This window comes from Microcoleus sp. AR_TQ3_B6 (assembly GCF_036702785.1).
GTDB lineage: Bacteria > Cyanobacteriota > Cyanobacteriia > Cyanobacteriales > Microcoleaceae > Microcoleus.
Genome location: NZ_JAUBVJ010000077.1, coordinates 1 through 13,903, shown reverse-complemented (window position 1 = coordinate 13,903; position 13,903 = coordinate 1). Strand labels below are relative to the sequence as shown.

10 protein-coding genes and 1 pseudogene are annotated in these 13,903 nt (G+C 45.7%); 6 read left to right on the top strand and 5 right to left on the bottom strand.

The features are described 5' to 3' along the window. The first annotated feature begins 83 nt into the window (after positions 1–83). The 4 genes from QUB56_RS27840 to QUB56_RS27825 all read left to right on the top strand — a co-directional run bounded on the left by QUB56_RS27840 (position 84) and on the right by QUB56_RS27825 (position 7,535). A complete protein-coding gene (locus tag QUB56_RS27840) occupies positions 84–752 on the top strand; it encodes a Uma2 family endonuclease (protein ID WP_332959528.1) in 669 nt (222 codons plus the stop codon). 310 nt (positions 753–1,062) lie between these two features. Then, positions 1,063–1,902 carry a PD-(D/E)XK nuclease family protein gene (locus QUB56_RS27835; RefSeq protein WP_332959527.1) on the top strand — a complete coding sequence of 280 codons (840 nt, stop codon included), beginning with the start codon at positions 1,063–1,065 and terminating at the stop codon, positions 1,900–1,902. A gap of 427 nt (positions 1,903–2,329) precedes the next feature. Then, entirely contained in the window at positions 2,330–4,885 is a 2,556-nt protein-coding gene (locus QUB56_RS27830; RefSeq protein ID WP_332959526.1) for a DHH family phosphoesterase, read from the top strand. 349 nt (positions 4,886–5,234) lie between these two features. Continuing rightward, positions 5,235–7,535, top strand: coding sequence for a serine/threonine phosphatase (locus QUB56_RS27825; protein WP_332959524.1), 2,301 nt, complete (start codon positions 5,235–5,237; stop codon positions 7,533–7,535). Positions 7,536–7,564: 29 nt separating this feature from the next. Here the strand turns inward: QUB56_RS27825 and QUB56_RS27820 are convergent, their stop codons facing one another. Further along, complete coding sequence (locus QUB56_RS27820; protein WP_332959521.1) at positions 7,565–8,272, bottom strand: hypothetical protein; 708 nt, start codon at positions 8,270–8,272, stop codon at positions 7,565–7,567. A gap of 378 nt (positions 8,273–8,650) precedes the next feature. Here QUB56_RS27820 and QUB56_RS27815 point away from each other — a divergent pair, with 378 nt between their 5' ends. Further along, complete coding sequence (locus QUB56_RS27815) at positions 8,651–9,892, top strand: FHA domain-containing serine/threonine-protein kinase (protein WP_332959519.1); 1,242 nt, start codon at positions 8,651–8,653, stop codon at positions 9,890–9,892. A gap of 173 nt (positions 9,893–10,065) precedes the next feature. Here QUB56_RS27815 and QUB56_RS27810 read toward each other — a convergent pair whose 3' ends face one another. From QUB56_RS27810 to QUB56_RS27800, 4 genes and pseudogenes are all read right to left on the bottom strand, one after another. Further along, positions 10,066–10,284: a DUF4327 family protein gene (locus QUB56_RS27810; RefSeq protein WP_293257578.1), complete on the bottom strand. Its 219-nt coding sequence runs from the start codon at positions 10,282–10,284 to the stop codon at positions 10,066–10,068. 1,052 nt (positions 10,285–11,336) lie between these two features. Next, the gene (locus tag QUB56_RS37435) at positions 11,337–11,534 is read right to left on the bottom strand and encodes a winged helix-turn-helix domain-containing protein (RefSeq protein WP_445243408.1); all 198 of its coding nucleotides are present in this window, start codon (positions 11,532–11,534) and stop codon (positions 11,337–11,339) included. A 368-nt stretch (positions 11,535–11,902) separates the two neighbouring features. After that, positions 11,903–12,121: a transposase gene (locus QUB56_RS27805; protein WP_332959517.1), complete on the bottom strand. Its 219-nt coding sequence runs from the start codon at positions 12,119–12,121 to the stop codon at positions 11,903–11,905. Positions 12,122–12,131: 10 nt separating this feature from the next. Further along, positions 12,132–12,362 (bottom strand): annotated as a pseudogene (locus tag QUB56_RS27800) (ISL3 family transposase); the annotation flags it as partial. 472 nt (positions 12,363–12,834) lie between these two features. Here QUB56_RS27800 and QUB56_RS27795 point away from each other — a divergent pair. Next, positions 12,835–13,815, top strand: coding sequence for an aspartate carbamoyltransferase catalytic subunit (locus QUB56_RS27795; protein ID WP_332959516.1), 981 nt, complete (start codon positions 12,835–12,837; stop codon positions 13,813–13,815). The last annotated feature ends 88 nt before the right edge of the window (positions 13,816–13,903 follow it).

Below are 13,903 nucleotides of genomic sequence, written 5' to 3'. Positions count from 1 at the left end.
ACAAATTACTAAGTACCAATTACAGCAGCAGATAAATATCAACCTAAGTTAGGATAAATTTATCCTCAATTTGCTTTTAAATCATGACTTCTACAACTGCCAAATTCATCGTGTCTCAAGTGGGCGAAATTCCCCAATGGCAAGCCGCGACATGGGAAGATTATGTAGCAGCCTGCGAAGATCCTTCTTTGGAGGAAGCCCGAATATTTTTTTATGAAGGATATCTTTGGATAGACATGGGTAATGAAGGGCCTCAGCACGCCAGATTTAACGATCTGTTTACTATCATATTTTTCGTGTGGTTTACTACCAAAATAGGACAAACTTTTGATTCTCTCAGCGGTTGTGTAATTGAAAAACCTAAAGTGGGAGCGGGTGCACCAGATAAAGTTTTATACATCGGCGGAGATTTCCACCAATGGCAAAAAGGGGAACCCCGCCGAATTAATCTGAATCAGTCGCGAGTTCCCGATTTAGTCGGGGAGATAGCTGATACTACTTTGGCCAGCGATTTAGATGAAAAAAAGCGGTTGTATGCTGCTTTGGGAATTCCTGAGTATTGGGTAGTAGATATTAAGGGGGAGAGAGTTTTGGCATTTCGCTTGCAGGAAAACGGGAAATATCAGCCCTGCGAAATTTCCGGAGCCCTTGAGGGATTGCCAATTGCTTTGCTGTCGGAGACTTTGAAACTTTTGGGTGAGGGAAATGGGACGGCGGCGATGTGGTTTGCTCAACAAGTTGGGAAGTTGTAGAGAAGTTGGCGGAAAGTACGCGCGTGCGTAGCTATGCCCGTAGGGAATCGCTCTTAATTTTTCTCAATTCCTTACGCAATTATCGCTTAAAGAGAACCGTCAGAGGCATAAATAGTTACACATTTTCAGAAGGAATCCATATAATCAAGTTAACTGACTTGAGAAAATGTAGAACTACAACTGTCAAAAACGCGAGCGATCGCCCTAACTTATCTGCGTTTATCCCCGTCCATCTGCCGACATCTGCGGTTAAAAAAAGATCTATACCCCTGACAATCATAAAAAATCTAAAATCTAAAATCATAAAAAAATGCTCCGACTATCCCAAACCCAACTCAAAATTCTCGAAGAATGCCCCCGCAAATTCCAACACAGCTACCTAGAACTCCTAGCCACCACCGCCTCCCCAGAACACAAAGAAAAACTCACATGGGGAAGCCACTTTCACCTATTAATGCAGCAGCGAGAACTCGGACTTCCCATTGAATTTATCATCCAACAAGACCCCGAACTGGGACGCTGCGTGGCAGCATTTATCAACACCGCACCCGAACTCTTCGCCAATTCCGAAAATAGCGATTCCCTACGGGATAGCTACACTTCACGCATTTTCCGCCAAGCCGAACACCCCCGCACGCTAATTTTCCAAGACTACCTATTCACCGTTATCTATGACTTGCTAATAGCAGAACCAAACGCCGCCCAAATTCTCGACTGGAAAACCTATCCCCGGCATCAAAAATCAAAATGGATAGCCGAAAGTTGGCAAACTCGCCTCTATTTATACGTCTTAGTAGAAACCAGCGACTATTCCCCCGAACAAGTTTCCATGACATACTGGTTCGTACAATTGCAAGGAGAAGAACCGCCGCAAAAACTCACATTTTACTACAACCAAACAGAGCACGATCGCACAAAACAAGATTTAACCCACCTATTGCAGCAGCTAACCGACTGGCGACAGCGCTATACCGAAGGCGGTGAATTCTTACCTCAAGTAGAAATTAGTTCCAATCTTTGCGATTCCTGTCAATTTGCCACGCGCTGCAACCGTACACCAGACACAAAAACTCCCTCACCATATCTTCTCGCAGAAACTCCCACAGATTGGCTGCCAAATCTTGCTATAATCGACGAAATATATATTTAATATATAAACAAGCCCCCGAAATTTTCCTCGTTACTAGGCTCGGCCTGGTAATGCCAATACGGAGGCTCTGCCTCCAAATTTCCCCATAGTAAGCGAGGCAGAGCCTCTGGAAATGGGTTACCAGGCAGAGCCTGGGAAGCAGTGAGTCGCTTAAGTTTTATTTAACATACAAACAAGCCCCTGGATTCATCTGTGGTAAAAATCTAAAATCTACATTTACTCGTTACTAGGCTCTTCCTGGTAACGCCGATACGGAGGCTCTGCCTCCACTTTTCTCCATCGTAAGCGAGGCAGAGCCTCGGGAAATGGGTTCGCAGGCAGAGCCTGGGAAGCAGTGAGTCGCTTAAGTTTTATTTAACATACAAACAAGCCCGTGGATTCATCTGTGGTAAAAATCTAAAATCTAAAATCTAAAATCTAAAATCGAATGACAGAAACCCCTCAAAACTGGCAAAATCAACTCTTACCCCAACCCCCAGCTTGGCTGATCCAAGCTGTCAGACACCATGCACCAGAACTCCCGGGAAACTATGCCGCTGCACTTCTGTGGTATAGAGGAATTCAAAACCCCGAACAAATACCCGGTTTCTTAAATCCCCAACTTTACCAACCAGCAAGTCCCTTTGAATTCGGACTAGAAATGAACTGGGCGATAGAAAGAATCCAGCAAGCACGAAACAGCGCAGAAAAAGTCGCAATTTGGGGAGACTTCGACGCCGACGGCATTACCTCAACTTCCGTACTTTGGGACGGACTGGGAGAATTTTTTGCTCAAAATGACCAACTAATTTATTACATTCCCAACCGCTTAACCGAATCCCACGGACTCAATATCCCAGGAATAGACGCCTTAGCAAAATCGGGAATTAGCTTAATTATTACCTGCGATACCGGCAGTACAAACATCGCCGAAATCGAATATGCGACTAGCTTAAACATCGATACAATTATTACCGACCATCATACATTACCGGAAGAGCGCCCGCCAGCTACAGCCATTATCAATCCCCGCTACTTTCCCCCAAACCACCAACTATTTAACCTTTCAGGAGTGGGAGTAGCTTACAAATTAGTTGAAGCATTATATCACACATTACCTGATATTCCGCAGCGCCCGCTCACAGATTTATTAGAATTAGTAGCAATCGGCTTAATTGCGGATTTAGTCCAACTTACAGGAGACAGCCGCTACCTAGCACAAATCGGCATCCAACAACTGCAAAAACAAATTGCAAATCCCACCCGCCCAGGAGTTGCAAAATTGCTCGAACTGTGCAAAAGATCGGGCGATCGCCCCACCGACATTTCCTTCGGGATCGGCCCCCGAATCAACGCCGTCAGCCGCATTCAAGGATCCGCCACCTTCTGCGTAGAACTCCTCACCAGCCGCGACAAAAAACGCTGCGAAGAACTAGCAAATTTAACCGAAATTGCCAACTCCCGGCGCAAATCTTTACAAAAAGATGTTGCCAAAGATGCCGCCCACAAATTAGCCAAACTCGACCTCTCAACGACTAGCGTCATCGTCCTCAGCGACCCCCAATGGCCGGTAGGAGTATTAGGATTAGTAGCGGGGCAAATCGCCCAAGAATACGGCCGTCCCGTGATTTTATTCAGCACAGAAGGAAGCGAAGGAATTAACGAAAATTCCCCGGAAGCGCAATTTACCTCTTTCTTAGATCCAGAATCACAAACACTTTCCCCATCCAAAATTGCCAGGGGTTCGGCGCGTTCCGCCAATCAAATCGACCTTTACCAATTAGTCAAAGGTCAAGCGCATTTATTGCACAGATTTGGCGGTCATCCCTTCGCTGCCGGATTAAGTCTCCCCGTTGAAAATATCCCCCTATTTACCGATGCGGTAAATCAGCAACTGCGGCAACAATACAGTACAGATAGTTTAACAGCAGCCCCCGTTCAAGCCGACCTAAAAATTACTGTGTCCGAATTAGGCAAGGACTTATTTCAAGAACTAAAATTGCTCGAACCGTGCGGTATGGGGAACCCCACACCCAAATTGCTGATTGCAAACTGCTGGTTTGACAATCTCTGGAATCAAAAAATCAAGGATTTGAAAGGGCAAAAAGTAGAATATATCAAAACAGAATTTACAATTAGGGACGAATCTAGCGATACGGGATTTCCAGGCATTTGGTGGGGACACAATCAAAACGAAGTTCCCCAAGGCCGCTGCGATGTCACCGTTGAACTAGATTTTAATACTTACAAATCGCGGTATGAAGTGCGCCTCGTAGCAGTGCAAGAACGCACGGAAGAAAACCAAATCCATTCGCCCGCTAAAATAGATTGGATCGTAGACTGGCGAAATAGAAATAATGATGAAGAGTTGTTAGCAGCTAGCACAAACTTAGAATCTCCAATGCCGATCGACAATCTAGCTTACAATTCCGAAAAGGTCGATCGACAAAACTCGATCGTCCTCAAACAATGCCCCGCAAGCTGGGACGAACTGCGGATCTGGTTTCGGCAAGCACAGCACACTCAAAAAAAACTCGCGATCGCCTATACTTTACCCCCACCCGTAGCCCCACAGCAAATCTGCCAACAGCTAATCGGCATCGCCAAATACCTCAGCCGCACCAAAAAACCCGTCACCAGACAGCAACTAACCCAAAAACTCGGCATCAGCGACACATCCCTGCAACTCGGGTTCAAAACCCTAACATCTCTCGGTTTCAAAATCAATTATCGCGATCGAGCTTTCCACATCACCAGACAACCCGAAACCGCACAGCCAGAAGACGCGCCACAACAAATCCCCCAACCGTTATTAGATAGCCAATCCATCCAATTCTCCGTGCCAAATTCCCCCATCGCCGCCCGTTTTGCAGCGCAATTCCTAGCAGCAGTCTCCGAAGAACAATTCCGGCGGAAATATTTCTGTGAAGTACCCCTCTCAACAATTCAATCGATCGCCCGAGAGACCGTTTTCCAAGAAGATTCTACAGAAAATCCCTTCTAACAGATATCTAGCACCATTGTTAAGCACAGGCAGGATGACAGTTCCACTGATGAGATAACTTTTCTTGTCCGGCCCGCACTCGCAGCAGCCGGTGGGGCGGGCTTTTTGGTCAGTGAAGCGAGAGAGATTTTTGTGGATCGGGCTTAACAGGCCTATTCCTGACACGGATGCAACATCTCAGTTTTAAGAAATATCTTACTTCTGAATTCATCCCGATAAAATAAGGCATAGGGCAATGAAAGTTATCCCTTGCGAGTCAGGCCCAAAACTCATAACTCCTAACTCAGGGCCCGCAACCCAAAACACCCCACCGCCAAACTCGATCGCCAATCTCCAATTTAAAACCCCTATGCTCCTCTGTCCCCGCTGCCAATTTGAAAATCCCGATCCAAACAAGTTTTGTCAACAATGCGGAAATTCCCTAATTTACAAACCTTGCCACGAATGCGGGGCCCAAGTCGCTTTTAGCGCCAAAGAATGTCAGAATTGTGGCGTCGTAACAGGTCAAGTATGGCGGGCTATTATCTGCGGTCGATCGAATTTTCCAGCAGTCGAGCCACAGGAGTCAACCATACCCCCAGCCGAGTTTGGGCAAAAACCAGACCGAGTTCCAGAAACCGCATCGCCCCAAAACTCTCTAGAACCGATCGCAGACACCATTAAAACAGAAATAACCACCCCAGCCGCACCCCCAACAGCAGTCGAACCAACTTCTCCACAGCTTCCGGACGGCGAATTCAGCAGCGCAGAAAATGACGCTGTAGTAGCCGTGGGGGCGATCGCACCAGCATCCTTTCCAACAACAGAAAAAAGCTATATTACAGCACCAGAGCGCCAAACAACCCCATCCGAGCAGAATTTTACAACCGCACCACAGCCTAAACAAATCCACCAAGGAACAGAGAACCCCGACAGCCCAAACATAGCTGACATCTCCCCCCAATCTCCACAATTCCCCGTCCCCAATTCAGAATATTTAATCCCTTCCCAGCCAGCAGGAGCTTATTTAGACACCCAGCAGCGCTACCAACTCCTAGAAACCGTGCCGCCGAGAAAACCCTCAGACACAGTAGCAGTAAAAGTATTGGACTGTCAGCCGCTGCAAATGTCACCCCTCAAAGCAATGCTAGCAGCCAACTCTGCCAGCGTCGCCAAACGAACCTCCCCCTACAGGGCCGCCATCAAACCCGAAGAAAATTCGACCCATTCCGCCTTAGCAAAGCTTTGCCAAGGCATAGCTGAACCTTATCTGGCACTGCGGTGGCAATTCTCTCAAAACCTGCCAGTCATTCACGATAGCTGGTCAGACAACGAACAGGCAGTGCTGCTGCTAGAAGACGGCTCCCAATGGTCGCTGCTGCTAGAACGGTGGAATCAACCCGAAACTTCCACCCAGCAAATTTTATACTGGCTGCACGAAATGACAGAACTGTGGGCTGCCCTAGAACCCTGGCACTGTCGGCAAAGCTTGTTGGAACTGACAAATTTGCGAGTCAACCCCGACTCTTCCTTTTCCTTGGCCTCTTTGCGGCTGCAATACCTCTATCCCGAACCCGTCGGCTCAAACCTGCAACTGGTAGATTTGGGGCAACTGTGGCAGGTGATATTTAGCCAGTCCTCCCGCACTGAGTTTGGCGCATTGCTCGAACTGCTGCAACAAATGTACAGAGGCGAGATTAACACAATCGAAGAATTGCGATCGTGCCTAGAAACAGTTCCCCTAGAACTCCAACCCGCACCTTCACCAAGCTCAACCCCCACGCGCGAGCATTACCGCAGCCCCCACGAGTCCCCCCCCGACCTTGGCGAGGTCTTAACCCAGCCCATGCCACTCCAGATTTACAGCTTAGAAGACGCAGGCCTCACCGATACTGGTCGCACGCGCGAGCACAACGAAGACTTCTTCAGCATCTGGACTCAGCTCAACAAACTCGAAAGCTCCTTCGGTCGCATCTTTCAAACCAAAGGGCTTTACATTCTCTGCGACGGCATGGGCGGACACGACAGCGGAGAAGTAGCCAGTCAACTAGCCGCTGAAACCCTAAGAGAATTCTTTCAAACCCGTTGGGAAAATCAACTACCTCCGGCAGACACCATCCGCGAGGGAGTGCTGCTAGCCAACAAAGCCATCTTTGAAATCAATCAAAAAGACAGACGCTCCGGCAGCGCCCGCATGGGTACAACTCTAGTCGCAGTCTTAGTTCAAGACACCCAATTCGCCGTTGCCCACGTCGGCGACAGCCGCCTCTACCGACTGAGAAAGGGACAGGCCCTAGAAAAAATCACCTCAGACCACGAAGTCGGGCAGCGCGAAATTAAGCGCGGGGTTGACCCGGAAACTGCTTATGCCCGTCCCGACGCCTATCAACTAACTCAAGCCCTCGGCCCCCGAGACAGTAATTTTCTCAAGCCTGAGGTGCAGTTTTTAGACTTGTGCGAAGATACCTTATTAATTTTGGCTTCCGACGGCCTGACAGATAATGATTTGTTGGAAACTCACTGGCAAAACACTCTCGAACCCCTGTTCAATCCCCAAGCCAATCTCGACGAAGGAGTTGCCCAGTTGATTGAACTTGGCAACAAACGCAACGGTCACGACAATATCACGGCAATTATCATTCGCGCGCAGGTAGGCACATTTCGATTTTAGACTTTCGATGCTCCAAACTTTTTCTTGCCCTAGCCCAAGCCAGCCGCTGCCAGAGTTAAACCTGCAATTGTTGCAGGTTCCGGAACAGTCTCTAAGTTTTCACCGCCGGGCTCGACTTCCTCTGCTATTAGATATCCGCTGCTGGGGCCGAAGCTTCCGTCTGATTGCAAACTATCTTGCCGCCAGCTCATTCTGGAGCCTGCCCCGCCCCTATTCCCAATTATTAGCAGAAGTGGAGATGTTGCAGTCTCTGGAGTTCTTACTCGAGTTCCAAATGACCAATATCCATCCAGAGAGGGTATTGGGATATCGGTATGGTCATCTAGGAAATCATCACCATTAACAACCTTTAATGGATTTAGGTCAAACGGTGCCCACAACAAAGGTGAAAGCCGATAAATATAACTGGCAGAAGAATAAGGATTCGAGTGCAAAACGGTTGTAGTGTCCGACAAGTCCCACGACAGCCCGAGTAAATTTACCGAAAAATCCTTTACTACAAACAATTTATCGCTGGCGCTAATTTCTAGAGCTCGATGTGGTGCGACCCAACTTGACGCAAAAAAATCTTCATAAGGAGTCGATTTATCATAGCTCAAAGAGCCTACACCTACAGGAGTGTCCGCGCCCTGAAAAAAAGTTAATTTCACTGATGCAGCCTCTGCCGATTTGACGGAGGTCGCCCCCCAGCTCAAAATAGCAGCAGCAACAGCCATTTTTTGCAATTTTTCAGTCATGGTTATTCCGCCCTTACTTTTGATAGGATTGAGTGGAGATGCTTCTGTAAAAAACTCGATATATTTATCAGCAATTATACGGAAAATATTTTACAAAAATGAGAGAGCGATAGCATCTTTATGCAATTTTAATAAAAAATGTGTTTTAATAAAGCTTTGATGAAGCTAAGGGCTAAAATTAGAGTAATAATACGTATTTCACGAACGATGCAACAGATCGAACTCTAGTAAATTTACGGTTAAACGGTGCAACAGAGCTACTTATTAGTTCCTCGTTCAATAGCCAACTATTACATTTGGCGCTGGGCAAAAGAATTGCCCACCCAAAAGCGGGGCAACTCCTGCTAGTTATTAGCAGATTAACCACATCCATGAAAAATGCTGCTGACTCTTTTAGATCCAGAAAAACAGACCCCCCTGCAACAGTGGAGTTTCGAGAGCGAGTCCATTATTCGCATCGGCCGCTCTCCAGAAAATCACGTTGTCATCCCCAATGTTCTAGTGTCGCGGCAGCATCTGGAATTGCAAAGAGTTAATAGCGGGAAGTCCAGTCAGTGGTACTTAGTCAATTTCGGGACAAATGGCACTTTGGTTAACGGTATTGTCATGTCTCAGGGTTGGATATCCGACGGTGCCCTGATCCAGTTGGCGCGGGGCGGCCCAATTCTGCATTTCCAAGTTATTACTATTGAAGTCGGCGGCCAAATTGAGGCGAAGCCCACCGTCAATCTCGCCGCCCCGAGGTGTACCCACGGGGGAAACCCGACGGGGAATTTATTCTGCATCCACTGCGGCGAACCGATTAAAGTCGAGCGCACTGTCCGCCACTACCAAGTGCTGAAAACTTTGGGCCAAGGCGGTATGGGGACAACGACTTTAGCCTGGGATCGAGAGAAAGCAAAAGCTCAAACACCCGGAAGTTCCCCCGCAGCATCTCTGGTAGTCCTCAAGGAAATGAATGCTGATATGGCTCAAATCGCCAAAGCTCAAGAACTGTTTGAACGTGAAGCTAAAACTCTCAAGGCCCTCCACCATCCGGGAATTCCTCAGTTTTTTGACTTTTTTGTGGAATGGGGCAAAAAATACTTGGTGATGGAAATGCTCCACGGCGAGGATTTAGAAAAACGCATCTACAACCGCGGGCCTGTGGCTCCCCAACAAGCAATAGAGTGGATGATCCAAACCTGTGAGGTTTTGGACTACATTCACTCTCAAAAACCCCCGATCGTCCACCGGGATATTAAACCTGCTAATTTGCTGGTGCGGCACCGCGACAATCGCATTACACTGCTGGATTTTGGAGCCGTTAAAGAAATCGGCACTCCTCCGGGCACTCGCATCGGCGTTGAAGGCTACACCGCACCAGAACAAGACCGGGGACAGCCTCTCCCTCAGTCGGATTTATATGCTATTGGGCCTACTTTGATTTTTTTGCTAACGGCCCAAAGCCCTCAAAACTTTTACGGCAAAAGAGCTGGAGGTTACGGGTTTAAGCTCGAAAATATTCCGACGATCACCCCCAAGCTGCGGGAGACCATTTTGCGAACCACGGCAGCTAAGCCTGGGGATCGCTTTCAAACTGCTCAACAATTAGCTCGAGCTTTAGCAGCTTCTCTTTAACAGAAGTCAGAAGTCAAAAGTCAAAAGTCAAAAGTCAAAAGTCATTAGGAAGAGGGCAAAGGGAAGAGGGAAGAGGGAAGAGGGAAGAAGCTAGCAACGGAAAATTTATCAAATAAAATTTACCCCATCGCCTCGGAATTTCTCTCCGACACGCAAGTCCTCCGTCTCCTGTGTTATTCCTCGTCCCAAGCTTCTACAGCTATCAACTCGCTCACTGGGTCTTGCATAGAAAAATCAAACTCTAGCAATTGCTGTTTCCAGTACGGCCATTCGTCGCCGTAAAGCAGAGCAATTTTCCAAATGCTGTCTGTGGGCTTGATAATGCCAGACGTGACGAGAGAATGCACCTGACGCTGGAACTTAACCATCGGCTGTATAACCTGCTGGCTCATAATACCTCTTGAATTGTTTAAATCTTGTGTAATTACCACTTCCCAGCTCACACTTTTTACCGCAGTTTCGCCAAGAACAGTCTCGCCAAGACACGTGTAGATTTTTGTCGGGAAGCTACATATTCAACTTGTATCTTAACACAGTTCGTTTTGGCAAGGGCCTATAAGCAGGACTGAAGAGTCAAGACAGACTGCAAAGAATTAATCATCTGTGAACTACCCACCGAAGAGAGTCGGTACTCCGACTCTCTTCGGGGGCTTATGTACTCAATGGCGAGTGCCTCAGATGAGAGTTTCGTCCCAGCTTTGGTCTTATCTCCCCTCCTAAAGCAGAGACGGCTGAGCCTTCCGCCTTTAGCATTCTCATGCCTTCTGCTCTAATATGGATAGCTGCATTTCCATCGCAGTCATGGTGAGTGCCACAGTGAGGGTAAGTCCATTCTCTCACATCTATAGCAATCCTAAATGATTTTCTATGTATAAGTGTACTGATGAATTTTGGGGAAATCAAATTTATGTTCCTTGGTGAAAAAGTCAAACAAAAATTTGATAATCTTAAAAGACATACATAAATACCAATACTTTCTTAAAAAAAATTAGCTGCTAACCAAATATCTTCAACAGGATTCTGTTGGGGCGAATTGGTAGAAAATAAAATACAATTAGTTGACCCCTTGTTAGGTTATTATCACGATTTAGTGATTATAAAAAGTGTCTAAATTGTCCATACTTATGATAAGTATCTCCCTCCAATATCGAGATTATTCTCCGCTCCTTATATTTATTTTATAAGTATTTTATTAATTTAACTATTGATTTTACACCCCAAACCGATAACTGTGAACGTGGAATTGTTGGTTTTTATAATTGAGGGTACCCAAATAAGTTTGTCTATATTTTTAATTAGTAATTGCCGCTTCAATTTGGATTTGGGATTGACCCCAAACACAACCATTTAGATTACCATGAACTAGATGACATTCATCTAAAAACGCTACTATTATTTCTTCATATTCTATACCAGCCTTGTTTTTAAATAAAATATCTTTAATTTATTCCGTCTTTTTTTTTACCAGTTCTTTATCAAATTTAGTATTGGTCTTTTGATTTTTGTTCCGACTAATCTTCGCCCGGTCGAAGATTTCATAGTAACTCTGTTTTGATTTATATATCCCACCAAATTCTCGCTCTAAATAAGTAACCAGCTCATCTAAATTCCAATATGCTTTATTCTTTAACCACTCGATCACTTCCGTTTTGTGTAGAGCTGTTAAATACCCTTTTGACCCTTTATGTCCTAGTTTGATTCCGTCGATACCTTTGGTTTTAAATGGTTGTTTCCACTAACCAATAAAAAAATTACTTACACGTAAAATCTTGCTAATTTCCTGGTTGATATTACCTGAGAGCGCCATCCTTACAGCTATTGCTCGTTTTAGTTCTCTGGCATCGATATCGCTTTTAATGAAAGATTCTTTCTTAAACTATTTCTTTTTCCCTATCTTTTTGTGGCATTTGTAAGTTATTCATTTTTTTTTCACAATCAAGTATGGCATATAATTGTATCACAATCATGATAATGATTTAGGATTGCTATAAAACTCATATCCATGCTGACTTATTCAACTTGAGATAATACTTTATCTCCCCATAATAGCATCACTTTTTCTATCTCTGACTGTTTTCTTCCTGGGGCTAAACCTAAAACCTTATGTGTTTCTAAATCTACTAATACAACAATGAATTTTCCTTGCCCTTTAACTAAGCTAATTTCATCTATTCCTAATCGGCATAGTTGAGCTGGATCAACCTTCATCACACTTTTAGCGGCTGCCATAACCATTGATTCAACTTGTTCGGCTGTTAGCTGTTAATTTATTATTCCTGGCAACATTATTAATGTCACTATTAATAACTTGTTTCGTAATACTTGGGGCGCACCTTTGAGTAAAATTTTTGCTAAGTTCAACAAAATCCAAGATTTCGCTAAAAGGTTTTTTACAGCTTTCACACTTAAACAGTCGGCGATTTACTTTGAGAATTACTTCTCTGTTAGTGATTGGTAAATCTCTAACAGAGTGCCTTTTATTTTGATGTAGACGGCGGCTTGTTTGTCCGCATCGTGGGCAAACTGCTGTTTTATTTTGGACTCAGACGGATAAAATAATTGTTTCTTCTGTCTCTCAGCTCTCCTCTACAATTACACCAGGTAGATTCAGGATTTTTGTCATTAATCTTTCCATATTTAACTTAAATTGTCCCTATTTTATAAAAATTTAGCATACTAAGTACGGAAAAACCCATTTTCCTAAAAATTTAGCATACTAAGTACGGAAAACCGAATTGTGCTACTTAATGTTTCGTCACATAAAGCTAAATTTTCCCGCCTACCTACTTACAATTTCCGATACAAATTTTTCAGATAATTTGACGACGACGATTGCATCTCATCCCAGGGCCTTATATCTCACCACTAAACGGAGTACCGTTATAGTGGGGGACTTGCGGCGAAATAGTTAAATTCCAATTTGCAACTCAAAAGCTAACTCTATGACTTGGACAAGGCGACACATTCTCACTCTGGCTGATTTTACCTCCGACGAATACGATACGGTGCTGCAAACTGCGGCCAGTTTTCGGGAGGTCCTGGGCCGCCGCACGAAGAAAGTGCCTGCCCTGCAGGGTCAAGTGGTCGCGAATTTGTTTTTTGAACCTTCTACCCGGACTCGCAATAGTTTTGAGTTGGCGGCGAAGCGGCTGTCGGCGGATACGCTAAATTTTACCTCGGGAAGTTCTTCTCTGACGAAGGGGGAGACTATTCTGGATACGGCTAAGACTTATCTGGCGATGGGAACGGATGTGATGGTGATCCGGCACGAACAAGCTGGAGTTCCCAGTACGATTGCTTCGGAAATGGATCGCTTGGGTTCGAGAGTCAGCGTTCTCAATGCAGGAGACGGTCAGCACGAACACCCATCGCAAGGTTTGCTAGACTTATTTACTATTTGTTGTCTGTTAGATACCGAACGTCCGCGGCCCGAAGTTTTAGCGGGCAAAAAAATTGCTGTGGTGGGGGATATCTTGCATTCGCGGGTGGCTAGGTCTAATATTTGGAGTCTAACGGCTTCTGGGGCAGAGGTTCATTTGGCCGGACCGCCGACTTTGCTGCCGCTGTTGTTTGCTGAGTGTGGCGATGGTAGGGAAGGCAAGTTATTTTTGCACTGGCATCTTGAACCTGCTTTGGCTGATGCTGATTTTGTGATGACTTTGCGGTTGCAAAAGGAACGGATGAGCGAGCATTTGCTGCCGAGCTTACGAGAGTATCATTCTTTGTACGGGATTACGCGCGATCGGCTCAAACTCTGCAAGCCGGATGTGAAGGTGTTGCACCCGGGCCCGGTTAACCGTGGCGTGGAAATTAGTTCGGATTTGATGGACGATGCCCAGTTTAGCCTGATTTCTCAGCAAGTTACCAGCGGGGTAGCGGTGCGGATGGCCTTACTTTACCTGATCGGCGGCGGTAAAGTTTAGGTTGTTAGCAGCAGCCCTGTCAAGGTGCGGGAAGCTAGTCGTTCAGTTAATGTCAATAAGCGGCCTGAATTTTCAAGAATCTTTAGGA

What these genes read in the sequence shown, in the direction of transcription:
- QUB56_RS27825 (WP_332959524.1), top strand. Translation starts at nt 5,235, where the DNA reads ATGCTCCTCTGTCCCCGCTGCCAATTTGAAAATCCCGATCCAAACAAG.
- QUB56_RS27795 (WP_332959516.1), top strand. Translation starts at nt 12,835, where the DNA reads ATGACTTGGACAAGGCGACACATTCTCACTCTGGCTGATTTTACCTCC.
- QUB56_RS27810 (WP_293257578.1), bottom strand. Translation starts at nt 10,284, where the DNA reads ATGAGCCAGCAGGTTATACAGCCGATGGTTAAGTTCCAGCGTCAGGTG.
- QUB56_RS27835 (WP_332959527.1), top strand. Translation starts at nt 1,063, where the DNA reads ATGCTCCGACTATCCCAAACCCAACTCAAAATTCTCGAAGAATGCCCC.
- QUB56_RS27830 (WP_332959526.1), top strand. Translation starts at nt 2,330, where the DNA reads ATGACAGAAACCCCTCAAAACTGGCAAAATCAACTCTTACCCCAACCC.
- QUB56_RS27840 (WP_332959528.1), top strand. Translation starts at nt 84, where the DNA reads ATGACTTCTACAACTGCCAAATTCATCGTGTCTCAAGTGGGCGAAATT.
- QUB56_RS27820 (WP_332959521.1), bottom strand. Translation starts at nt 8,272, where the DNA reads ATGACTGAAAAATTGCAAAAAATGGCTGTTGCTGCTGCTATTTTGAGC.
- QUB56_RS27815 (WP_332959519.1), top strand. Translation starts at nt 8,651, where the DNA reads ATGCTGCTGACTCTTTTAGATCCAGAAAAACAGACCCCCCTGCAACAG.
- QUB56_RS27805 (WP_332959517.1), bottom strand. Translation starts at nt 12,121, where the DNA reads ATGGCAGCCGCTAAAAGTGTGATGAAGGTTGATCCAGCTCAACTATGC.